The 22,758-nt window shown below is 63.0% G+C and carries 19 protein-coding genes; 7 read left to right on the top strand and 12 right to left on the bottom strand.

The window, feature by feature from the left end; all coding sequences use genetic code 11:
• Positions 1-7 precede the first annotated feature (7 nt).
• The 3 genes from ACPYOG_RS09390 to ACPYOG_RS09380 all read right to left on the bottom strand — a co-directional run bounded on the left by ACPYOG_RS09390 (position 8) and on the right by ACPYOG_RS09380 (position 3,006).
• Positions 8-1,171: a 4-hydroxybenzoate 3-monooxygenase gene (locus ACPYOG_RS09390; protein ID WP_481293972.1), complete on the bottom strand. Its 1,164-nt coding sequence runs from the start codon at positions 1,169-1,171 to the stop codon at positions 8-10.
• A gap of 98 nt (positions 1,172-1,269) precedes the next feature.
• Positions 1,270-2,028: an IclR family transcriptional regulator gene (locus ACPYOG_RS09385; RefSeq protein ID WP_481293971.1), complete on the bottom strand. Its 759-nt coding sequence runs from the start codon at positions 2,026-2,028 to the stop codon at positions 1,270-1,272.
• Between the two features lie 75 nt (positions 2,029-2,103).
• On the bottom strand, positions 2,104-3,006 hold the full coding sequence (locus tag ACPYOG_RS09380; protein WP_481293970.1) for a PfkB family carbohydrate kinase: 903 nt from the start codon (positions 3,004-3,006) through the stop codon (positions 2,104-2,106).
• Between the two features lie 569 nt (positions 3,007-3,575).
• Here ACPYOG_RS09380 and ACPYOG_RS09375 point away from each other — a divergent pair.
• Positions 3,576-3,746, top strand: coding sequence for a hypothetical protein (locus tag ACPYOG_RS09375; protein ID WP_481293969.1), 171 nt, complete (start codon positions 3,576-3,578; stop codon positions 3,744-3,746).
• A gap of 9 nt (positions 3,747-3,755) precedes the next feature.
• A complete protein-coding gene (locus tag ACPYOG_RS09370) occupies positions 3,756-4,763 on the top strand; it encodes a NosD domain-containing protein (RefSeq protein ID WP_481293968.1) in 1,008 nt (335 codons plus the stop codon).
• Between the two features lie 217 nt (positions 4,764-4,980).
• Here the strand turns inward: ACPYOG_RS09370 and ACPYOG_RS09365 are convergent, their stop codons facing one another.
• The 4 genes from ACPYOG_RS09365 to ACPYOG_RS09350 all read right to left on the bottom strand — a co-directional run bounded on the left by ACPYOG_RS09365 (position 4,981) and on the right by ACPYOG_RS09350 (position 9,450).
• A complete protein-coding gene (locus tag ACPYOG_RS09365) occupies positions 4,981-5,883 on the bottom strand; it encodes a carbohydrate ABC transporter permease (protein WP_481293967.1) in 903 nt (300 codons plus the stop codon).
• A complete protein-coding gene (locus tag ACPYOG_RS09360) occupies positions 5,880-6,752 on the bottom strand; it encodes a carbohydrate ABC transporter permease (RefSeq protein ID WP_481293966.1) in 873 nt (290 codons plus the stop codon). Before ACPYOG_RS09360 ends, ACPYOG_RS09365 begins: the two co-directional genes overlap by 4 nt.
• Before the next feature lie 53 nt (positions 6,753-6,805).
• Positions 6,806-8,119, bottom strand: a complete 1,314-nt coding sequence (locus ACPYOG_RS09355; RefSeq protein WP_481293965.1) for an ABC transporter substrate-binding protein — start codon at positions 8,117-8,119, stop codon at positions 6,806-6,808.
• A 113-nt stretch (positions 8,120-8,232) separates the two neighbouring features.
• Entirely contained in the window at positions 8,233-9,450 is a 1,218-nt protein-coding gene (locus ACPYOG_RS09350; RefSeq protein WP_481293964.1) for a LacI family DNA-binding transcriptional regulator, read from the bottom strand.
• On the opposite strand from ACPYOG_RS09350, the gene ACPYOG_RS09345 reads away from it, so the two are divergent.
• From ACPYOG_RS09345 to ACPYOG_RS09325, 5 genes are all read left to right on the top strand, one after another.
• Entirely contained in the window at positions 9,440-10,792 is a 1,353-nt protein-coding gene (locus tag ACPYOG_RS09345) for a glycoside hydrolase family 172 protein (RefSeq protein WP_481293963.1), read from the top strand. The genes ACPYOG_RS09350 and ACPYOG_RS09345 overlap by 11 nt on opposite strands.
• Positions 10,793-10,794: 2 nt before the next feature.
• The gene (locus tag ACPYOG_RS09340) at positions 10,795-12,084 is read left to right on the top strand and encodes a glycoside hydrolase family 32 protein (RefSeq protein ID WP_481293962.1); all 1,290 of its coding nucleotides are present in this window, start codon (positions 10,795-10,797) and stop codon (positions 12,082-12,084) included.
• A gap of 50 nt (positions 12,085-12,134) precedes the next feature.
• On the top strand, positions 12,135-14,453 hold the full coding sequence (locus tag ACPYOG_RS09335; protein ID WP_481293961.1) for a ricin-type beta-trefoil lectin domain protein: 2,319 nt from the start codon (positions 12,135-12,137) through the stop codon (positions 14,451-14,453).
• Between the two features lie 295 nt (positions 14,454-14,748).
• Positions 14,749-15,717: an HNH endonuclease gene (locus tag ACPYOG_RS09330; protein WP_481293960.1), complete on the top strand. Its 969-nt coding sequence runs from the start codon at positions 14,749-14,751 to the stop codon at positions 15,715-15,717.
• Positions 15,718-15,985: 268 nt separating this feature from the next.
• On the top strand, positions 15,986-17,170 hold the full coding sequence (locus ACPYOG_RS09325) for an IS481 family transposase (RefSeq protein WP_481293959.1): 1,185 nt from the start codon (positions 15,986-15,988) through the stop codon (positions 17,168-17,170).
• 268 nt (positions 17,171-17,438) lie between these two features.
• Here the strand turns inward: ACPYOG_RS09325 and ACPYOG_RS09320 are convergent, their stop codons facing one another.
• From ACPYOG_RS09320 to ACPYOG_RS09300, 5 genes are all read right to left on the bottom strand, one after another.
• Positions 17,439-18,392 (bottom strand): IS481 family transposase, encoded by a 954-nt coding sequence (locus ACPYOG_RS09320; RefSeq protein ID WP_481293958.1) that lies wholly within the window; start codon positions 18,390-18,392, stop codon positions 17,439-17,441.
• 428 nt (positions 18,393-18,820) lie between these two features.
• On the bottom strand, positions 18,821-19,429 hold the full coding sequence (locus ACPYOG_RS09315; protein WP_481293957.1) for a TetR/AcrR family transcriptional regulator: 609 nt from the start codon (positions 19,427-19,429) through the stop codon (positions 18,821-18,823).
• 32 nt (positions 19,430-19,461) lie between these two features.
• On the bottom strand, positions 19,462-20,316 hold the full coding sequence (locus tag ACPYOG_RS09310; protein WP_481293956.1) for an alpha/beta fold hydrolase: 855 nt from the start codon (positions 20,314-20,316) through the stop codon (positions 19,462-19,464).
• Positions 20,317-20,380: 64 nt separating this feature from the next.
• Positions 20,381-21,394 (bottom strand): NADP-dependent oxidoreductase, encoded by a 1,014-nt coding sequence (locus ACPYOG_RS09305; protein ID WP_481293955.1) that lies wholly within the window; start codon positions 21,392-21,394, stop codon positions 20,381-20,383.
• 173 nt (positions 21,395-21,567) lie between these two features.
• Positions 21,568-22,758: glycoside hydrolase family 3 C-terminal domain-containing protein (locus ACPYOG_RS09300; protein ID WP_481293954.1), on the bottom strand; the 1,191-nt coding region annotated here is incomplete at its 5' end.

Raw genomic sequence — 22,758 nt, 5'->3', positions numbered from 1 at the left:
TCGCTCCTCAGAAGGGAAGGCCCGCGTACTGCTCTGCGAGCGCCGCCTGCGCGTGGTGGGATCCGGTCGTGTATTCGAGCTGGCCCACCTGGCTGCGGTAACGGAAGGCCCGCGTCGCGGCGTCGCCCGGTTCGCGGTGCACATGGAGCATCTCGGTCATCCACTGCGAGAACTGCTGCACCTTCCACTGCCGTGCCAGCGCTGACCTGTTGTAGCGGGTGAGCGGCGACCCGTCCCCGCGGTACTGCGCCGCCAGCGCGCGGCCCAGCAGGGCCACGTCGGCGATGGCCGAGTTGAGGCCCTTCGCGCCGGTCGGCGGCACGATGTGGCCGGCGTCGCCCGCCAGGAACAGCCGCCCGTGCTGCAGCGCGGAGGCGACGAAGCTGCGCATCGGAGTGATCGACTTCTCGGTGATCGTGCCCTCGTTCAGCGTCCAGCCGTCGATCCCGAGCCGGAGCTGGAGCTGCTCCCAGATGCGATCGTCCGACCAGTCGTCGATGGACTCGTCCGGATCGACTTGCAGGTACAGCCGGGAGACCTCGGGCGAGCGCATCGAGTGCATCGCGAATCCTTCCGGGTGGAGCGCGTAGATGAGGTCGTCGGTCGAGGGCGCGACATCGGCGAGGATGCCGAGCCACGCGTACGGGTAGCCGCGCTCCAGCGCCGTGACGCCCGGGATCGCCGGGCGGCACACCCCGTGGTAGCCGTCGGCGCCGACGACGAAGTCGCAGTCGATCCGCTCGCCGTCGGCGGTGGTGACGTACGCGGCGTCGGTGTCGATGTCGTGCGGCTGCACCCCCGCTACATCGAACCGCACGTCCGATCCGATCCGCTCGTGCTCGGCGAGCAGGTGGGCGACGAGTGCCTGCTGACCGTAGACGGTCACCGTACGGCCGATCAGGTCGACGAAGTCGACGTGCCGACGGCGGCCCTCGTACTGCAGGTAGATGCCGTGATGGGTCAGCCCGCGCGCCTCGAGGTCGGCGTCGAGTCCCAGGTCGCGCAGGATGTCGACCGACCCCTGCTCCAGCACGCCCGCCCGGATGCGACCCAGAACGTGCTCGCGGCTCTTCTGCTCCAGGATGACGAAGCCGATGCCTGCTCGCTGCAGGATGTGGCCGAGGAGGAGACCCGCGGGACCCGCTCCGATGATGGCTACCTCAGTGCGCATGCTCCGCCTCTCACGACGTCGGGAAGATATCGCCATGATCGCCACGCCGTGGCGGACGCAGGGCATCCCTTCCACTCAGCGGAAACAAATCCCCTCGGCTAGCGGGCGACTGCCTGCAGGGCGTCGGAGATCCCCCGGGCGGCCATTCGCACCCCGAGAGCGAAGTGCGGCTCGTTCCGCCGCTCCGCGCGGGCGATGATCGATACGGCGGCCACCACCTCCCCGGTGCCGGCGCGGATGGGGGCGGCGACCGAGAAGGCCCCGCGCGTGAGCTCCTCGACAGTGACCGCGAGGCCGGTCGCGCGGATGTCCGCCAGGCGGGCGCGCAGCTCCCGCTCGCCAGTGAGCGTGTTCGGCAGGAATTTGCGCGGCCCGGAGGCCACTACCGCGTCGAAGACCTCGGGCCCCGCGAACGCGAGCAGCACCAGGCCGACGCCCGTCGCGTGCAGGGGCAGCTCGGACCCGATGTCGCTGATGACGGAAACCGCGCCCGGCCCGGAGAGCCTCTCCAGGTACACGGCGCCGAGCCCGTCGCGGATCGCGAGGTGCACGTGTTCCCCGGTCGCCTCCAGCAGATCCTCGAGGTACGGGCGGCCGACCTCACGCAGCCGCCGGGCGGTGGGCTGGCGCGTGCCCAGCCGCCACATCCTGATCCCGACCCGGTAGCGTCCGTCCTCGCCGCGCACCAGGCCGCCCCACTGCACCCACTCGGACAGCAGCCGATGCGTGGTCGAGACGGGAAGATGCGCGCGGCGGGCCACGTCGCTCAACGTGAGTTCGTCGCCCTGCTCGAAGGCGTCGGCGATGGCGAAGACGCGGGCGGCTACGCTCCGCTCATCCGCTGCGCCTCCCGCCATGGCGTCAGCCTAACCGCAGCCGCACGGCTCCGGGATGCGGCCCAGCGGATGCCGTGCGCTACCCCGTGTTTCGCGTCAGTACGCCTCTCCAACCTCTTCGAGGTGCGGCGGGTTGGCACCCGCCCTTCCGACCGTGATCGCGGCGCAGCGCGACGCGAAGCGAAGGGACGATTCAATGACCGCATCCGTGACGCTCAGCAGCGCGGCGCGCCCAGGGAGGGCGCTGGATCGCGCGAGGGCATGAAGGAACGCGGCGGCGAAAGAGTCTCCTGCTCCTACAGTGTCGACGACTGGTACCACCACCGCAGGAACTGACACCTCGCCTTTCGCCCGGAAGGCTGTTGCGGCCCTGCCACCATTCGTGACCACGACCATAGTTGCCCCGTAGTCGAGCCACCTTGCGGCTACCGAGAGAGAAGGTTCCGGGCCGTAGAGCGCATCGAGATCTTCACGACTCACCTTAACGATGTCACTGAGGGAAGCCGCCTCTTCGACCAGCGCAACAACGTCTTCCCCTGTTCCCGTCACGCCGGGTCGAATGTTCGGGTCATAGCTCATGAGACTGCGCCGACGCTGCCTGCGCATCCACGCGAGAACTGACTCGCACCCTGGAGTCAGAGTGGCCGCTATTGAGCCGGTGTGTGCGATATCGGCTTCGAAATCAGGGATCATGGAGGGCTCCCAGGCGATATCGAAGCGGTATTCCGGAGAGCCATCCAAGGCGTTGGCGAGAACGAACGCCGAGGAAGTGCGGGTCGTCACGGCGGCTTCCAGAGCGACGCCCGACCTCGCGGCGTGCAGCTGCACCATCGCGCCGTCGTCATCATCTGCGAGGGTCGTGAAAAATCGGACAGGGCTGCCCAGCCGGGCCAGCCCCACCGCGACATTCAGCGGGCTACCGCCGGGATAGCGTTCACGACCCCCGCCGGCGTCGATATTGTCGACCAGCGCCTCTCCTACGACTACAAATCGCTTCATAGCGCAATCAGGAAATCAATCACCGTCGTCCTTCCTCTGGCATGCCGGAGATCGTGCAATCGTCATCGAAACGTTTGCTCGTGCATGCTATGGCAACCATGATTTGCCGCGCAATAACCAGAAGTAGATTGTCGGAACACGACACCCATGACCAGGGAAGGAGGATGAGATAACCCTTGACAGGAGGAGTCTTCTCGCACCACGATAGGCGTCGAAACGTTTGCCCCGTTTGGGAACACCCTCCCTGTATGGGGCGTCCTCCTACAATCGGCGCAATAGGAAGCAGGACAACGAATGTCCGATCGAGAAACGACCGACGACCTCGCCCGCCCAGGGACTACGCCTCGGCAGCCGCTCAGCCGGCGGTCGGTAGTCGGCCTCTTGTGCGCCAGCGCCGTGGGTGCTGTCCTGTTCCGCAATTGGTCCACGCCCGACGTTGCCGGGGCGGCCTCCGTCGCTGAGGGAGGAACCGTCGCTGAGGCAGACGTGGCTTTGCCGAGCTACCAGGCGATCATCGGCCTGTTGTAGCAACCCCTCCCCATCAGTCACCACCATTCAAGGAGATTTCTGTGGCTACGACCGTGTATGACGTCACTACCTGGACCGGTTCGGCTGTGTCGCCGTACACCGACATCGGCATCGTTATCAACGACATCATCGCCGATATCCACTCCCAGCAGACTACTCAGACGACGCGACCCGGTGCGGTTATCTATATTCCGCCCGGTCACTACACCTAGCAGACGACGGTGAACATCGACGTCAGCTTCCTCACCATCAAGGGGTCTGGTCACGGCTTCATGTCAGAAGCGGTGCGAGACGGCAGCAGTACGGGAGCTTGGGTGGAGACCCTGCCTGGATCCAGCCATGTTCAGATTGCAAATGCGAACCAGGTGGGCTTTTCCGTGAATCGATCGGGCGCTCCAGGGACGAATGGACGCCTTAATGGCATTGTCTTCCAAGACTTTTGCATCGACGGAGTCAGCGCGTCGAAGCCCTACCTTCCCGGCAACGGTAAGACGGGCATCAACGTCCAATACGACACGGACTCCCTCCGGATTGAAGGTATGGGTTTTGTGTATCTTGCCCACGCCATCGTTGCCCGCAATGCAGACGCGTTCAACATCACGAACAATTTCATCACCGAGTGCGGCAACTGCATCGAGATAGTCAACAGTTCGATCGTCGGGAAGATAACCAACAACTACCTCATAGCGCCGTGGGCGGGATTTTCGATCTTCATGGAGAACAATGACGGTGTCTTGATCTCGGGAAACAGCATTCTGTGGGGCGCAAGGATCCAATTCAAGAACGTGAATCACGCCGCCATCACGAGCAACAAGTTCGTCAGCAACTTCTCCGGAATGATCGTTCACGAAACTGCTTGCAGTCAAAACCTGATCTCGGCAAATCAGTTCAATCGGATATTCGGCGACGGTGGACCTGCACGCAACGACGATCTCTACGGCATGGTCCAGATCAACGGAACCGAGAATTCCGTGACGTCGAACTCGTTCTCGCTCAATGTCCCGACCGCTGACGTCGTTCCCGCCGGCGCCAAGCCGACCATAATCCTGGTGAAGGGAGGAGACCGAAACTTCCTCGCAACCAATCTGATCTCTGCGAATCAAGCAGTTCAAGTGGTCCTCGATAGCTCCACGACGAATACCAAGGTGCTGTTCTCGGCCAGAACCGACCAGCTTCAGGATTCGGCGCCGAGCGGCCAGACCTCGCTCGTTGCAACTCCGGGCGCCTAGATGTGCTGCCCAGGGACGTCGGTTGATGTGTGACGTCTCGACATCATGAAGACCTCCGGTGGAGGGGGAACTGTCTAGTTCCCCATAATCCCCACCGGAGGTCTTCGTGTCTCGACGTATTGCTGCTCTGACGCCTGTTCAACGTCGTCGTCCTGCTCGGAACACCGGCGCTGGCCCTAGTCCGCGTCTGCGCAAGTGCTATTGCGAGCCAACCCCATCATCCCTTGACTGCGCCTACGGTCATCCCTGCGATGACATGGCGCTGGAAGATCGCGTAGATGATGAGCTGGGGCAGCAGGACGATGGTTGCCGCTGCCATCATTCCGCCATAGTCGACCGTGTACTGACCTTGGAAGCGTGAGACGGCGAGGGACACGGTCACCATGTCGGGATTGTTGATCAGGATCGAGGCGAAGGGGAACTCGTTGAACACGTACACGATGTTGAAGATGAGGATGGTCGCGATCACGGGGCGCATGAGGGGGAGCACGAGGGACCAGCAGAGCCGCCAGAGCCCGACCCCGTCGATGATGGCGGCCTCTTCGATCTCAGCGGGAAACTCGCGCAGGAAGCCAGTCATCAGGAGGGTGTTGAACGGAATGGACACAGCGACGTAGGGGATGATCAGGGCCGCAAAGGTGCCGAAGATCCCGAGGGCGAGATCGAGCCGATAGACCGGGAACAGGAGGATATAGATCGGTACGGCCAGACCTGCGAGAAAGTAGAACCTCACAGACGATTGCGCCTTGCGGCGGCGGAACACCATCCGTGTCAGGGCGTACGCCGACATGAACGATATCGCCGTGCCGACCGTGACCGAGACCACGGCGATGAGGATCGTGTTTCCGTACATGCGAAGCAGCGGGAGGGCGTTTGCTGCGTTCAGGTAGTTGTCGAACGTCAGATGTGTGAGCGAGAACGGATTGGTGAGGATGTTCGAACTCGGCTGGAAGGACAGGAGCACGATCCACAGCAGCGGTAGCACAATCAGGAACGTGACGAGGTAGGCGATGATTCCGACGATGACACCCGAGCGCCGGTTCTTCCGTCTCCGTGCCGGGGCGATGGATCGCGGACTGTCAGTGGCGGCGTGTGCGATGGCGTCGATGTCGATCGTCATGCCAGGGCCTCCTTTCGGCGTACGGCGGCGAGGTAACCAAGCGAAACCAGCGCGCCGAGGATGGTGATGATGACGGCGAGGGCCATTCCGTAGCCGTACTGCTGGTTGGTGAAGGTGACGTAGTACATGTAGCTGACCAAGGTCTCGGAGCGGTGCACGGGGCCGCCGCCGGTGAGCATGTAGACCAACTCGAAGATCTTGAAGACGTTGGTGATCATCAAGATGGTCACGATGGCGAAGGTCTCTCGCATCATCGGGATGGTGATGAAGCGGATCTGTTGCCAGCCTGTCGCACCGTCGAGGGCGCTGGCTTCCATGACATCGGCCGGAAGCATCTGAAGGCCGGCGTAAAAGATCGTCATTGCAAAGCCGACGCTGCTCCAGATGAACACGATCGCGACCGAGATGGGAGTGAGGTAGTCTCCGCCGATCCACTGGATGGGTGACACCCCGAGCTCCTCGAGCACGCGATTAAGGAGGCCGATCTTCGGGTCGAGAATGAAGACCCAGATCAAACCGACGAGGATCGGCGCAATGATCGCCGGGCCGAAAACCAGCGCGCGAAGCACCCCGCGACCGGGAATCGCGCGTCTGAGGAGAAGCGCCAGGGCAAATGATGCGGGAATCAGGATCACGAGCGCCACGACGAGGATGACAGCGGTGTTCTGCAGGGACTGCCAGAAGAAGGGGTCCTGCAGCAGTGCTGTGTAGTTGTCGAACCCGATCCACGACGGGTTCCCGAATCCCTGGAATCGGCTGAAGCTGAAGATCCCGGAGTAAATCACGGGGTAGACGACGAACATCGTGAAGATGATGAGTGTCGGTGCGAGCATGAGCAGGATCTTCGAACGGCTGCTGACCCAGTTCATCGGTGCACTCCTTCGTGGCGCGGGTGGGGCCGGACGGCCCCACCCGCTGTTGATTACTTGCGGTTTGCGTCGAGCGCCTTCTGTACGAGGTCGAGGGCCGCCTGGGGTGCAAGCTGACCCTGAATGACGCCATAGATGCTGTCGTACATTGCGTTCGCCACCGGGGTGGGGACCAAGAGGTCCGGCTGGGATTGCGGGCTAGTGACACCGTCGGCCTTGGTGGCGTCGAGCGCCGCCTTCAGGGCGCTCTGCTTGGTCGCATCGAGCTTCGCCTGGTATGTCGTCACCGGGGGCTGCCCGTTGTCGACGAGGATCTGCTGTGCTTTGTCGCTGTAGTAGAAGCCGAGGAACTTCGTGACAGCCGCGAGCTTCGCTTTGTCGTCGCCGACTTTGTGGCTGACGGCGAACGGGGCGGATGCGACGTTCATGATGATGTTCTGCTTCCCGACGCCGTCGCTGAACTCCGGCCCCTTCCAGAATTCGACGTTCCCGGCCAGCGCAGAGGACTCGATCGCGCTGGAGGCCCACACGCCGGCGTCGAGCATCGCGGCCTTGCCGCTGGTGAACTGGTCCACGGCCTGCTGATACGTCTGCGTGGACACGTTGGAGGGGAAAGCTCCAGCCTTGCGGAGTTCGTCGATGTGCTCGTACAGCTTCAGGAAGTCGTCGTTGGTGTACTTCGTCGAACCGCTGAGGAGCCCGTGGACCTTGTCCTCAAAACCGAACCGGTCGAGCATCGTGAGGAAGCTCCACACGCTGAACGCTGACTGATTCGCGCCGTCCGAGATCGTGGTGATGCCCTTGGCATTCAACGTCTTCGCGGTCGAGACCAGTTCGTCGAACGAGGTGGGTTGCTTCAACCCGTTGTCGGCGAGGATCTTCTTGTTGATCCAGAGGCCGGTGAGGAGGCCCTGGTAAGGCACACCGTAGATGACATTGCCGGTGGAGAAGTTCTTGACCGTGCTCGCGGGGAACTTGTCGGTCAGTTTCTGGTCCTTGAGAACGGGTGCCAGGTCGAGCAGCTTGCCTGCCTTCTGCATGTCTTCGGCGGTGGACTTGTACACCCAGAAGATGTCGGGGAGCGTATCGCTCTGGGCTGCGACAGACAGCTTCTGCAGGTGCTCTGCGACCGCCTCGCCCGAGAGGGTGACATGAATGTTCGGGTTTTCCTTCTCGAATGCCTGAACGATCGCCCAGGTAGCGGGGTCGGCGGTCTTGACGTCGGGATTCTGCATGGACAGTGTGATCTCGGTCTTGCCGTTCGCCGATCCGCCTGAAGCGCAACCGGACAGGACGAGCGCTGAAGCCGCGACTGCGGCTACTCCGACGAGAACGCGTCCGAGGGTGCGCGGGGCTGTGTTTCGCACGTTCATCTCCTTTGATGGAAGTTTTCGGGTCAACTTTGTAAAAATTATCGAAACGTTTGCGTCAAACGTTTGTCAAACATTATGACCGTCGCGAGCGCGTGTCAACAAAGACTTCACAGGGTGTAGCCCTCCGTCGACTCGCGGAGTTCCAGACTCTGGTGAAGGCGAAGCGTCCGGGGGCTCGCATCGGGGGATGCGAGCCGGTCCCCGAGGAGCCCGACGGCTGCGATGCCCATGTCGAAGGCGGGCTGCCGGACGGTGGTGATTCCGGGTCGGAACAGGTCTGAGTTGCTGAACCCGTCGAAGGTTGCGAACGACACGTCCTCGGGTGTGCTTCGTCCGGCATCCGCCAGCGCACGGAGGCCCGCAACGGCGAGCGGCGTGCTGCAAGTCACAATGGCGGTCAGTGCGTTCTGTTTCAGCGCTTGGGCCAGGCTCGATTGCAGCTGCTTGTCGTCTCGCCCCGTGAGCACGAGCTGCTCCTGCTCTGACAGATGCGCTTCTCGTATCCCGTCGAGGAACCCGTCGAGCCGTTCGTTGAGGGCGGGAACCCGGGTGTCGCCGGCGACGATCGCCATGCGGACGTGCCCCTGGCCGATCAAGTGCAGGGTCAGTCGCCGCATGGAATCGCGGTTGTCGGCACCCACCTGGTCGAGAAGCGCTTCCGGAAAGAGCCGGTCGAGAAGGACCACGGGAGTCTTCTCGCCCTCCAGCTGCGCCATGAGCCCAGGGGCGGATGCGGCAGCGCGTGCGAGGATGAGTCCGTCGATCCGCCGCTCGAGCAGCGTAGTGATCGCCCGGTGTTCTCGGTCGGCATCTTCTCCTGAGTTCGCCAGGAGCAGCGTCAGGCCACGTTCGGCAGCAGCTTGCTCCACGCCGTGGACCATTTCCGCGAAGGCCGGCTCACTGGCCGCGGAAACAACCAGCCCGATGCTGTCGGTCTTCGAACGCCTCATCGCGCGAGCCAGCGTGTCCTGCCGGTAGCCCGTCTGTTCAATGGCGGACAGCACGCGGCGGCGGGTTCCCTTCTCCACATTGCGCGTCCCATTGAGCACATGGGACACCGTTGAGATCGACACTCCAGCGATCCGGGCAACATCGACCATCGTGGCCATTGTGGCCTCCACTCTTGAAATCCGTGAGTCGTTTGCGCAAACGTACCGTACTTCCATTGACGGCGCGAGAACACGGGACCCTGCGGCGATCGGGATGAGAATGTTGCAATTCGCGGAGCGGACAACTACCGTTTCCGCAGGCAAACGTTTCGATGGCTTCGATGCCGTCGAGAGACCCATCTCAGGGCCATGGAAAGGGACGATGATGACCGACACGACACCGCCGGCAGGAATGCTCGGAGACCTGACGCGAGCCCGCAGCTCGAAATCGGCGCGCGCGTCGAGCTTTGACCAGTCCGGTCGTAACCGCGATAACTGGATCGTCATGCCGGGAGAGGAGCGCGTTCTCGCCGACATTGAGGGCCCCGGGTTCATCACTCACATCTGGATGACGCAGTCCTGCAGGATCCAGCCGGGTCCGGGGCAGATCGATCCGAACGTGGTCGGCGTGCCGATGCTCGAGATCCACAACGCTCTCGGCGTGAGCTGGGAAGTGGTCGATGCCGACTACTACCGCAAGGTCGTACTGAAGATGTATTGGGATGATCAGGACACGCCAAGCGTCATCGCGCCTCTCGGAGACTTCTTCGGGCTGATGAACTCTCTCTCCGGATCCTATGAGTCCCTTCCGCTTTCGGTCTCCGCCAAAGAGCCGGAACTGCACACGTTCGGCGGCAGTGCCGCGTTCAACAGCTACTTCCGAATGCCCTTCGACCGCCGGGCGCGGATCGTGGTCGAGAACCAGAACGATATCCCCTACCTTCAGTACTTCTACATCGACTACGAACTCGTGAAGGAACCACTTCCCGAGGACACGGTCTACTTCCATGCCCACTGGCGGCGTGCTCTGCCTTCCGGATGGGGACCGGACCTGCAAGCCAACAGCATCGAGACGACCGTGCCGAACCTGGATGGCAAGGACAACTATGTCGCTCTCGAGACCGAGGGCCGCGGTCACTACGTCGGATGCACTCTCGCCGTCCGGCATTTCCAGGGTTCCTGGTGGGGCGAAGGCGACGACATGATCTTCATCGACGATGACACCTGGCCGCCGAGTCTGCACGGAACCGGCATGGAGGACTACTTCGGCCACGCCTGGGGCATGCAGCATAACGACTACCTGTTCAATGGCACGATCGTCCACGAAGAGGACGTTCCCGGTTTCCATCACTCCTACCGCTTCCACATCACCGATCCGGTTCGCTTCGAGAAGCGGATCAAGGTGACGTTCGAGCACGGTCACGGAAACCACCTGTCCGACGAGTGGTCGTCGACCGCATACTGGTACCAGACTCTGCCCTCTCCGGAGCTCTCGATCCCCGGCGTTGAGGAGCGTCTCCCCCTTCGCCCGATGGATCGAGTGATCACGGCGCCGCTGCCCGAGCTCACAGAAGTGCACCGCGCAGCTAGGGATGCAGCCGCCGCTCGCATGCGCGACTTCGTCGCCAAGCGGGAAGAGTTGCGCGCAGAACGTCGAGCAGAGACAGACGAATGGGAGCGTGGCAACGTCAAGATTGCGCGCGAGATCCGTCGCCGTTACGACGAGAGCGGGTCTTGATCATGCGACCGAAGCTCCACTTCACAGCTCAGAGCGGCTGGATCAACGATCCTCATGGCATCACCTACAAGGACGGCCGATATCACGTCTTCTACCAGTACGTACCGGGGCAAACTGTATGGGGCCCGAACTGCCACTGGGGGCACGCGGTCGGTCCCGACCTCCTCTCTCTGAACGAGCTGCCAGTCGCACTCGCACCCGGCGACGGCGACGATGGCGTCTGGACCGGCTCGCTCGTCACCGACGACGACGGCAGAACCGTCGTGTTCTACACCAGCACCGCGAGTCCGAATATCGGTATCGGCCGCGTCCGAAAGGCCTCGCCAAGAGATCCCGAATGGATCGAATGGTCGAAGGGACCCTTCGTCGCCGACGCACCGGAAGACCTGGACATCATCGCTTACCGAGACCCCTTCGTCCGACGCGAGGATAACGGCTGGCGGATGTTCGTTGGGGCCGGCCTCCGGGACGGGACCGCGACCGCGCTCTCGTACACCTCCACCGACCTCGATCACTGGACCTATTCCGGCATCGCTCTGCAACGCTCCACGACGGAGACGGCCGACGTGTGGATGGGTGCACTCTGGGAGTGTCCGCAGATCTTCGAGCTGGATGGCAAGGCGGTCATGGTCTCCTCGGTATGGGATGACGACGTCCTCCACTACGCCGGCTACGCGATCGGCAGCTACACGGACGGCATCTTTCATCCCGAAACCTGGGGACGCTTGACCTACGGCAACAGCTACTACGCGCCCTCCTTGTTCACCGACGCTGACGGCCATCCGTGCCTCGTGTTCTGGATGCGAGGCATCGGTGGTTTGGAGCAGGGCTGGGCCAGCGCGCACAGTGTGCCGCACCGCCTTTCGATCCGCGACGACCGACTCGTCGCGACCCCTCATCCGGACACGGCCGCACATCGGGCGTCGCGAGCCGAAGACGCTTCCGTGGAGGGTCTCACCGCCGACGTCGTCTGGAACCACGACGGTGTCCTGACCGTGCAAAGCGGCGGTATGGATGTTGTCGCTCTCGACCGCGTGGACCAGTGGCTCACAGTGCGAGTCGGGGAAGCAACTACGACACTCCCCGTGTCCGGCGAGATCCGATTGCTGCTCGATGGTCCCATCCTGGAAATCTCCAGCGCTTCCGGGATCTTCGGGGCGCCGATCGAGCCCGAGGGAGATGAGCTCACGGTCACAGCCACAGGAACCGTAGACGTGTACCCGCTAGCATTGCGCCCGGCCGAGTACCCGGTCAGCCCGAATTCACTCCAGAAATCCGGAGTGGCGCGGTGAAGTGCAGGGGAACACGCACCCGCACCAGGATTGCGCTGATCATCGCTGCCATGACCCTCGGGATTGCGGCGGTGCCGTTCACAGCCGCGACCTCCGCTCGAGCAGGCAGCGCGGCCGATTATCCAGAGTTTCCCTACATCGCCACGGACTATGCCGAGCCTCGCCGGGGCCAGTTTCACTTCAGTCCGCCGAACGGCTGGATGAACGACATCAACGGGCCCGTCTACTATCGCGGCGTCTATCACCTGTTCTTCCAGAGCAATCCCCATTCACTCGGGTCCAACAACGACATTCATTGGGGTCATGCGACGAGCACCGACCTGATTCATTGGACGGAGCAGCCGATCGCCCTCGAGCCTGGAGTCGATATTCCGGGTGGGTCGCAGAGCCTGCTCTGGTCGGGTTCAGCCTGGGTAGACACGGGGAACGTTACCGGCCTGAAGACCGGCTCCGACGACCCGATCCTTCTCTTCACCGGCACCGACGGCGCCAGCATCGCGTACAGCATCGATGGCGCACGCACGTTTCAGATGTACAACGGCGGCGCGCAGGTGGTCTCGACGGGAACGACCGAGAGCCGCGATCCGAAAGTCCAATGGGATCCCATCGGCAATCGATGGGAGATGGTCTTGTACGACTTCACCGGCTCCCCGGGCGCAAGCTTCTACACATCGACGAACCTGCTCTCGTGGACGAAAGTTGGCCACTATGCGGCATCGTGGTTCGTCGAATGCCCCGATCTGTACCGGCTTCCGGTCGATGGCAACGCCTCGCAAGAGAAGTGGGTTCTCCAGGATGCCGGCGGTCGATATGTAACGGGCCAGTTGGATTCCTTCGGGATGTTCGTCCCTGACTCGTCCACGCCCCTGAGCATGGACGCCGGGAACACGAGCTACGGCGGAACCTGGTACGCCTCGCAGACGTTCAACCAACTGCCCTCGGCACGGATCGTGCAGATGGGCTGGCAGGGAAGCAATCATGGTGCGACCTGGACCGGGAACGCGTCCTTCCCTGTGGAGGTCGGGCTGACCACATTCGCCGACGGGATCCGACTGACCCGAAATCCTATCCCCGAGATATCGGTCCTCCGGGAGAGGACACAATCGTGGTCCGCTCGCGCCATCAGCACCGACCCGTCCTCCGACCCCTTGGCGGGCACGTCAGGGGACACCTACGAGCTCCAGGCGGTGTTCTCCGTCACCGGAGCGACAGCGGACACCGTGTCGTTCTCATTGCACCGACGGTCCGACGGCTCCAGCGACGCATCTGTCTCCTACGATCTCGCAACACAACAGCTCACTGTCGACAACTCCGCGAGCAGCACCCACCCGACCTTCTCGACTCCGTTGACACCGATCGGCGACGCAGTCAGCATTCACATCCTCGTCGATCGCGGTCAGCTCGAGGTGTTCGGCAATGGCGGCAGAGCTGCGATCAGCGACAATGTCGATTTCAGTTCTGGACCCGATGACCTCGGAATCTCGTTGCTGGCCGGCAACGGTACGGTCGGTTTGACGAGTCTCTCGTTCTCGCCGCTTCGATCGGCGTGGCGCCCATCTTCTGAGGGAACCTCGCCCGGAAATGCGATCGTGGCAGCGCTGTCGCAAACCGCTCGGTCACAATCGGCGGACCCGGAGACGATGAAGTGCGTCGACGACGACGGCCCGACGGGAACCGTTCAAATCTGGGATTGTACGGGCGGGTCCAATCAGGCCTGGCTGCTTGGGGCAGACGGATCGCTCGTCGTGAATGGCCTCTGCCTTCAGACGGTTCCCGGGCAAACCGCCAACCACACTCACGTTCAGACAGCAGCGTGCTCGGGCGCGGATAACCAGAAGTGGAGCCGCGGCATCTACGGGTCCGTCGTCAATCAGCTCTCGGGCCGTTGCCTCGATGTCGACTTCGGCAACTATACGAACGGTGAGCCTCTTCAGATCTACGATTGCATCGGATCGCCCAACCAGGCCTGGGTCGGCCCCACCCCCTCCTACCCGCCGGTGGGGCCGGTGGCATGGAACGACTCATCGAAATGCCTCGACCGGGACGTCGCCTCAGGACGCGCGCAAATCTGGGACTGTCTAGGCAACGGAAATCAGAGCTGGACGATGAATGCCGATGGCACCATCACCATTGCCGGCGTGTGCTTGGAAGAGCCACCAGGCCAGACCTCGAACAACACGCTCGTCGATGTTGCCAGCTGCACGGGCACGAGTAATCAGCACTGGGCCCGCGGCGCCAATCAGTCGCTGCTCAATTCGGCGTCGGGTCGCTGCCTCGACCTCCCGAACGAAGACTCCACCAATGGCGCGCAGTTGCAGATCTACGACTGCGCGGGCGGTGCCAACCAATACTGGAATCCGCCGGCCTAGGGAGGCTGGTGGCCTCTTCACGGCTCGTACAAGGGCGCAACGCAGGGTCGCAGGCTCGTACGCTGCCCCACCCGATTGAGGGCTACACGACGAAGCCACACTGCCGCCAAAGTGGATCTGGGAGCAGCCTTCGCCGGATTGACAATCATCGGACGAGGTCTGAGACAGGTCCGAGTAGGCGGACAAGCCGAACGCAGCCGCTGGACGAAACGGACAATCGCTGCTCCTCATTCGATGACTCGTGAAATGGGGGAACACTGTGCCATACCTCTTGGCAATCGCGGCCGTAGTTGTCGTGATCGCGCTCCTGATCACGTTCTGGTACATCGCGGTGCCGGTTACGTTGATTGTCGTGTTGGCGTTCGTGCTGCCTCGGATAATCCGAACGATCCGAAAGAACCGATATTTCGCAAGCGAAGAGTTCCTAGCGAAGAAGGCCGAGATCGCCTCTGTCGTCGCCGAACACAATGAGGTTGCCGCGTACACATCCGAGATCCGCGGAGGAGCGAAGTTTCAACTCGGAATCTCTTCGACCGGAACGAACTCGCACCTCGCTTCATTCGAGAATACGAGTGCGCACAAGTACCGTCGCGACCGCAACGTGGCGAGCTACCAAGCGCCGAACGTCCACAACTGTTCGCTGCAGGTCGTGCGGAACGCCAGCGCCGATCCCATCAAGTACCTGATGAAGTACTTCGACATCAAGGCGAACGAGACCAACCTCGCCGACGTCGAGAACCTCGGCGACGCAATCGCGCGGCTCGAAGACGCTGTCGCCAACCTTCATCAGCGCGAGGCGGGCATCACCGCGTCGATCAAACCACCCGCCTTCATTCTCAAGCACTACTCTGACGAGTTCATGGGACACGTTGGGGTCGAACTGTCTCCGATCACCGTTCCCTACCCGGTCTACGCATTCGAGTACGTGAGCGCCGGCGGCAATAGCTCCCAACGAAGCACAGTCACACTGAATACCCAGACCATCGATGCCCTCGTAGGGACGATGTCGCAGAAGATCAAGTTCAACAAGTCCGCAGCTGGCCAGCGAGCATTGATGACTACGCGGCTCCGAACGCTGATTAAGATGCGGGATCAGCACACCTGTCGATACTGTTCGGTCTCGCTCGCTGCAGAGCCTCACCTGCTGCTCGAAGTCGACCATGTCATTCCCGTATCCAAGGGTGGAATGACTTCCGAAGACAACCTGCAGACACTGTGCTGGCGATGCAATCGGACCAAGTCGAACAAGATCTTGCCCGCCTGAGCCAGCACGAGCGAGCCTGCTGGTACGTCAGTCCTGAATCGAGTTTGAATGGCCGGCGGTTCGGGGCCGCCGTCCGGTGGGCCCCGAACCAGGTGTAGTCGAAATGTAGTCAAACGGCTATTCTCCGACATACAAAACGCCCCGGATCCCTGTGTTTCCAAGAGATCGCGGGGCGTTTTCGTGGCGGTACCGGTGGTGTCTGAGTTCACGACATAGGTCTCAGTTGATAGGTCGCTGGTGAGTCGGGACATAGGTCACAGTCGGGGGCATGTCGAAGGCTCGGGTCGCCGTGATGAAGATCGTTTCCAAGCAGCTGACTGTTTCGGCGGCGGCCGCCGAGTACGGGTTCTCCCGTCGGCATCTGCACCGGCTTCTCGCCCGCTACCGGGAGGGCGGACTGGAGGCGGTCGAGCCGCGGTCTCGGGCCCCACACCACAGCCCACACCGGGTCGATCCGGTCGTCGCTAAGCGGATTGTGCAGTTACGGTGCGAGCTGACCGCGGACGGGCTGGATGCTGGTCCAGTCACCATCGCCTGGCACCTGGAACACGAGCACCTGCCGGCCCCGTCAACCTCGACGATCCGCCGCATCCTGCACGACGCGGGACTGATCATCCCGGAACCGCGCAAGCGGCCCCGCTCTTCCTACCTGCGGTTCCAAGCCGCGCAACCCAACGAGACCTGGCAGTCCGACTTCACCCACTGGCGCCTCGCCAACGGCACCGACATCGAGATCCTGAACTGGCTGGACGACCACTCCCGCTACCTCCTGGCCTGCACCGCCCACCGCCCCGTTACCGGGGAAGACGTCGTCGCCACGTTCCTGGCCGCGACCGAGGAGCACGGCACCCCCGCCTCCACCCTCACCGACAACGGCAGGGTCTACACCGCCCGGTTCGGCGGAGGCCGCAACGCCTTCGAATACCTGCTGCCGCTGCTGGGCGTCACCCAGAAGAACGGACACCCGAACCACCCACAAACCCAAGGCAAAATCGAACGCTTCCACCAAACCCAGAAACGCTGGCTCGCCGCCCGCCCCGCCGCGCGCACCATCGCCGAACTGCAAACCCAGCTCGACACCTTCCGCGACCACTACAACGAACACCGCCCCCACCGCGCCCTCGACCGCAGCACCCCCGGACAGGCCTACAGGGCCACCCCCAAAGCACTCCCGGCCGAAGCCCGCACCCCCGGCCACTACCGCATCCGCTACGACCGGATCGATGACACCGGCAAAATCAGCCTGCGCCGCGCCGGCCGCATGCACCACCTCGGCATCGGCCGAAAACACGCCCACACCCGTATCCTCACCCTCGCCGACAACACCACCATCACCGTCATCGCCCTACACACCGGCGAAGTCCTCTCCACCCACACCATCAACCCCGCACGCAGCTACTGGACCAACAACACAAAAGGTCCCCGGCCAGAAACCGGGGACCCTCTGAAGTGAGACCTATGTCGCGACTCAGGTGAGACCTATGTCGCGACTCATGACAGTGGCGGTACCGGTGGGATTTGAACTCTAGTTCGGGGCCTCAACGCTCTTGCTATCCGGGCAAACTTCCGCGGAATGTCAACAAAGTCAGGCTCTTGCGATCTCCACGAACCTCATTCGATCCCATACGGTTGTAGTCAAAATGTAGTCAAACGCAAACGCCGCTGGCATGTGTGCTGTTGTGATGTCTCAGGGCATCTCTGACTGTGCAACTGACGGAGGCCTATGACAGTGGGTCCTGTGTTTTCTGCTTGAGCCGCTCGTAGGGAGTTTGGCCTGCGAGGGCTCCGTGTGGTCGATCGTAGTTGTAGTAGTCCTCCCATTGTTGGAGGCGGTCGTTGAAGAGGTTGACGTCGTCGATGACCTGTCCCTCGAGCAGCCGGTAGAACTCCTCCGCGTCGATCCGGTGGGAGCGCTCGACCTTGCCATTCAACCGCGGTGTGGCGGGTCTGATGCGGATGTGATCGATGCCCTTGTCCAGCAGGTGCCAGTGAAAGGACTGGCCGAACTCGCTGCCGTTGTCGGTTTGGACCTTCTCGACCGTGAACGGCAGCTTGGAGAGCACGTGGTCGATGAACCGGATCGCGGTCTTCTGATCGTGGGTCGGGTAGGCCTTCAACACCCGCAGGCGGGTGCAGTCATCGATGGCGGTGTATTGGTAGTAGCGCTTCTTCTTGCCGGTCTGGCCCAGCGGTTCGATGAACTTCACATCCACCTGCAGGGCGTGGCCGGGGCGCTGTTTCTCGTAGCGTTTCCACCGGATCTCTCGCCGTTTGTAACGCTGCGAGGCGGGCAGCCGGTTCAGGCCCACCTTCTTCAGGATCCGCCACACCCCGGAGGCGCTGATCGTGATGTCGTGATACCGCTTCAGATACATGGTGATCTTCTCCGGCCCGAAGTGATACTGCTGACGCAGCCAGAGGATCTTCTCGATCACCTCCGCGTCGGTCGCAGTCGGCGAGTGGTGCGGGGCGCTGGAGCGGTCCTTGAGCCCCTCGAACCCCTCCGCCTCGTAGCGCTTGAGCCAGTGGTAGTAGGCCTGCCGGCTCACCCCGTAGTACCGGCAGCTCGCGGCGATGTTCCCGCTGACTTCCTCGACATGCCGCAGCACCGCGAGCTTGTGATTCGCCCGTCGTTCAATGGCCCGCGCAGCTGAGGCGGAGAGTGTTGATGTCATGAGGTCTTCCTCCCAAGTGGAAGACCCGACTGTCAACAACCTCCGTCAGTTTTATACTGGCATGTGGAGTTAGCACCTTAGACAACAGTAGCGAGCCTTCGAGAAGGCTGACGGCTTACAGCCGCCATCGAATGCGGCCTGCTGGTGCCCGCTGAATCGAATGTAACCGAACCGCTGTGCCTGCGTTCCTCTGAGTCCACGCCCTGCGATCATTGAAGAGGGAGCGTAATATGCCACTCGCATCGGGCCTCAGGTCGTCGGGAAGGGAGTCAGCACCGGCTTGAATTACTCCGCTTGTATCTCCGAACGCGTTTCGAGGTCATAGAGGCGGTCGGGCGAAGCTCCGAACTAAGGGCTTGAATTTGTCGATCCCGAATCCACCGGAGCAGTCGACCCGCACCGGCTGAACGCGGTTCGGGGTCTACGGCTCAGCCCGAGTTCGACGCGATGAGCGCGTCGAACTGGCGGCGCACGTCCTCCCTGATCGTTTCGTCGTCGCGGTCGGCCGGGCTGGTGGACATCGCGAGGAAGAGAATGGCTGACACGATGTGGGCGATCACCGCGGCCTTTTCCATGGGTGCGCCCATCGTGCGCGCGGTCGTCTCGGCCATGAGCTGTTCGGTCTCGGCCGCGATCTCGAGCGCCTTCGCATGATGGGGCTCCGTGGGATCGCCGAAGGCCATCTCGCGGAGGTAGGTGCGCCCATTCTCGACCTGAGCGCGATTGCAGTGAATGACGGGCTCGGCTATGGCGAGGAGGGCATCCACCGGGTCGGTCAGCGACTCGGCTGCGTCTCGGCCCACCTGGAGGGCGTCGGCGTAGAGGGCGTTTTGCACCATCAGCAGCAACTCGCCCTTGTTGCGGGCGTAGAAGAAGAGCGTGCCCGCGCCGATGTCCGCGGCTTCGGCCACTTCCTGTGTCGTGACGTCGTCGACGCCGCGCTCCGCAAACAGGGTGCTGGCTGCGGCGATGATGCGATCCAGCTTCTCCTGCTTGTTGCGCTCCCGCCGGCCGCGGGCGGCGGGGATGACAGTCATCTCATCACCATAACCCGCCGGGCACGGGAGGTTCACTCTCGCAGGAACTCGGCCGCCAGCGGGGCGAACTCTTCGTGGTACTGGAAGATGCCACCGTGCCCGGAGTCGGGGTAGATGACGAGTTGCGACCCCGGGATGCGACGGTGGAGGTCCTCGGACAGTGTCGATGGCACCATGCGGTCGTTGTCGCCGTTGGCTATGAGGGTGGGCTGTGTGATCACCGAGAGGTCGGACGCCGCGGAGCGGCCGAAACTCCTGATCGCGAACAGCTGGGTTCTGAGCGCCGTGAGCGTGATGTCCGTGTCGCGGTCCGCTTTCCGCTCCTCCAGGCGGGCGAGAAACGATGCCGCGGCGCGCTTCCCCGTCTCATTGCGGTTGAAGAAGAGGAACTCTTTGGGATCGGTGCGGCGTACGGCGGCCCGGATGACATCCACGTAGGTGGTCAGAACCACCTTGTCCATGTCCTTGCCGCCGCGCGGCCCGGTGCCGGTGAGGATAAGCCGGCGTACGAGCTCCGGATGCTTCAGCACGAGTTCCTGCGCGATCATGGCGCCCATCGAGAACGAGAAGACATCGATCCGGTCGAGTCCGAGTGCCCGGATGAAGGTGTATGCGTCATCCGCCGCCTCTTCGATCGTCCGCGGGACGCGTCCGGACGACGCCCCCACTCCCCGCTGGTCGAAGGTGATGATGTGGCGCTCGCGGGCGATCGCGTCAACGATCCGCGGGTCCCAGTTGTCGAGAGTGCCCGCCAGGTGCACGAAGAAGACGACGGGGATGCCGCGCTTCGGGCCCAGGGCACGGTAGGCAAAGGTGACGCCGCCCGCGGTCACGCGTTGGGTCGGAGCCTCCGCGTACGAGGTGATGATGGGCTTCGGCGTATTCATGGTGATTCCGTTTCTGTTCGTTGGGATGCGGTTGCGAGCGGCCGTCGACCGTGCGCGCTCAGCGTCAGTGGCTAACGGCGTCGGAAGGGATGGTGGCCACGGTCTTGCCGTGGACCCCGCTCTTGCCGAGGCCGGCGAGCGCATCCGGGATCTCCTCGAAAGGGATCACGCGGCCGACGATCGGGCGGATCGCCCCGGACTCGACGAGCGCGGAGATCTCGCGCAACTGATCTCCGCTCGCGGACATCCAGAGGAAGGAGTAGTCCACACCCGACTTCCGCGCAGCCTGGCGCACACTGCGGCTGATCGCAGCGATCCCGGCACGCAGCACCGGATTGAGGCCGAGCTGTCGAGCGAAAGCCGGGTCGGGCGGTCCCGCGATTCCGATGACCCGACCGCCGGGACGCAGGACCCTCAGCGACTTCGCCACGTTCTCGCCGCCGACGCTGTCGAGAACCACGTCGTACCCGGTGAGCTGCTGCTCGAAATCGGCCGAGCGGTAATCGATGACGACGTCGGCGCCGAGCGACTTCACGAACTCGGCGTTCGCGGCGCTGCCCGTGGAGGCGACCGTGGCCCCGAGGTGTTTGGCGAGTTGGATCGCGATGGAGCCCACGCCTCCGGCTCCAGCATGGATGAGCACCTTCTGTCCCGGTCGCACGCCGGAGCGCACGACGAGCGCCTGCCATGCGGTCAGCGCCACCAGGGGAAGGGAGGCAGCCTCCACCATCGTGAGCGAATCGGGCACGGGTGCCAGGTCGTTCTCGTCCGCGGCGATCCGGTGCGCGAATGTTCCGATGCGCCCGTCCCGCACGCGGCCGTACACGGAGTCGCCCGGCCGGAACGACCTCACCTCCGGCCCGACCTGGAGGACGGTGCCCGCCACATCGTGCCCCAGCGCCGCAGGAAGTGCCAGCGGCACGAGCTGTTTGAAGTCGCCCGCTCGCAGCTTCTCGTCGAGTTGATTCAGACCCGCAGCATGCACCTCGACGAGAACGTCGTGCGGACCGACGACCGGGTCGGCGATGTCGCCCACAGTAAGAGGCTGTTTGTAGGAGTCGAGAACCATGGCTTTCATAAGATCCTTATTTTCGAGTGCAGTCTGTTTTGAGTGCACTCGATAAAAGGACCTAGCATCTTCGTTTATTCCGAGATCCGCCATCACCCGCGGAGGCCGTGGCTCCCAAGCTGAGCGACCGGTCGGGACTTCCTCTGACGACTCCTCGGTACCATCCCTCTAGCGAGGACCTGCTACGCGTGAGTGACCCGTAGTACGGTGCCAAGCTCGGCCTGGGAGGTGCCGCCCACCCACAGATCAAACGTCGACGGGTCCTGCACGTAAGCTCGGGTGACGGCACTCCAGTAGCGCAACTGGTCGGGGCCGACCTCGAATTCCACAGTGCGGGTCTTACGCGCCGGGATCGTCACGCGACGGAAGCCCTTCAGCTCGCGGACAGGTCGGGTCGAGGTCCCATAACGCTGGTGGATGTAGAGCTGAACCACCTCGTCGGCGTCGCGGTCCGAGACATTCCGCACCTTGACCGACACGGTAGCGCTCTCGCCCACCAGCATGCTGTCTCTGTCCAGGCGGAGGTCACCGTACTCGAAGCTCGCGTATGAGAGACCGTGGCCGAATGGGTAGAGCGGCGTGCTCGGCTCGTCGAAGTAGCGCTCTCCCTGTTCGTCCGGATAGAACGTGCGGTTGTGCGAGTAGAAGATCGGAACCTGACCGACATGCCGCGGCCAGGTGAACGGGAGCCGGCCCGCGGGCGACACGTCGCCGAAGAGAACAGCAGCCACAGCGTCACCGCCGCGCAGACCGGGATACCATACCTGCACGATCGCGGGCACGTTGGCGTCTGCCCACTGCAAGTCGAGCGGCCGCCCGGACATCACCACCAGGACGATAGGGGTGCCGGTGGCTGCAATGCGCTGCAGCTGCTCGAGTTGACGACCGGGTAGATCGAGGGTCGAGGTCGAGGCCTTCTCCCCGATCTGGTTCTGTCGCTGACCGACAACGATGATCGCGCACTCGGCAGCGGCGGCGAGGTCCACGGCGCGCTGGATCTCAGCGTCGTCGTCGTAGTCGGCCGGCGTCGACTCTCTCGTTCCCGAATCCATCTGGTCGAACGGCGACGGGTAGATCCGCTCGGGAATGCTCGCGCCCGGCGCGTGATCGACACGGACTCGTCCGCCGAGGCGACGACGGAGCCCATCGAGAATCGTGACGGCTTCATCGGTGTCATGATCGAACACCCACGGGCCGAGCACGTCACGCCGACTGTCGGCGAGTTGGCCGATCACCGCAACGGTGCCGATCCGCTCGGCGGCCAGTGGAAGCGTGGCATCGTCGTTCTTAAGCAACACGATGGACTGCTCTGCCACAGTTTGCGCGAGGTCACGGCTTGCAGAAGCGGTCAAGATGCCGGACACTGCCTCCTC

The organism is Leifsonia sp. HAY1-4F, assembly GCF_056755275.1.
This window is presented reverse-complemented; position numbering and strand designations above follow the sequence as displayed.

Bases quoted from the DNA above. Each gene is read 5' to 3' on its own strand.
- ACPYOG_RS09385 (WP_481293971.1), bottom strand. From the start codon at position 2,028: ATGGCGGGAGGCGCAGCGGATGAGCGGAGCGTAGCCGCCCGCGTCTTC.
- ACPYOG_RS09345 (WP_481293963.1), top strand. From the start codon at position 9,440: ATGACCGACACGACACCGCCGGCAGGAATGCTCGGAGACCTGACGCGA.
- ACPYOG_RS09360 (WP_481293966.1), bottom strand. From the start codon at position 6,752: ATGAACTGGGTCAGCAGCCGTTCGAAGATCCTGCTCATGCTCGCACCG.
- ACPYOG_RS09315 (WP_481293957.1), bottom strand. From the start codon at position 19,429: ATGACTGTCATCCCCGCCGCCCGCGGCCGGCGGGAGCGCAACAAGCAG.
- ACPYOG_RS09340 (WP_481293962.1), top strand. From the start codon at position 10,795: ATGCGACCGAAGCTCCACTTCACAGCTCAGAGCGGCTGGATCAACGAT.
- ACPYOG_RS09310 (WP_481293956.1), bottom strand. From the start codon at position 20,316: ATGAATACGCCGAAGCCCATCATCACCTCGTACGCGGAGGCTCCGACC.
- ACPYOG_RS09380 (WP_481293970.1), bottom strand. From the start codon at position 3,006: ATGAAGCGATTTGTAGTCGTAGGAGAGGCGCTGGTCGACAATATCGAC.
- ACPYOG_RS09335 (WP_481293961.1), top strand. From the start codon at position 12,135: ATGACCCTCGGGATTGCGGCGGTGCCGTTCACAGCCGCGACCTCCGCT.
- ACPYOG_RS09365 (WP_481293967.1), bottom strand. From the start codon at position 5,883: ATGACGATCGACATCGACGCCATCGCACACGCCGCCACTGACAGTCCG.
- ACPYOG_RS09325 (WP_481293959.1), top strand. From the start codon at position 15,986: ATGTCGAAGGCTCGGGTCGCCGTGATGAAGATCGTTTCCAAGCAGCTG.
- ACPYOG_RS09320 (WP_481293958.1), bottom strand. From the start codon at position 18,392: ATGACATCAACACTCTCCGCCTCAGCTGCGCGGGCCATTGAACGACGG.
- ACPYOG_RS09390 (WP_481293972.1), bottom strand. From the start codon at position 1,171: ATGCGCACTGAGGTAGCCATCATCGGAGCGGGTCCCGCGGGTCTCCTC.
- ACPYOG_RS09305 (WP_481293955.1), bottom strand. From the start codon at position 21,394: ATGAAAGCCATGGTTCTCGACTCCTACAAACAGCCTCTTACTGTGGGC.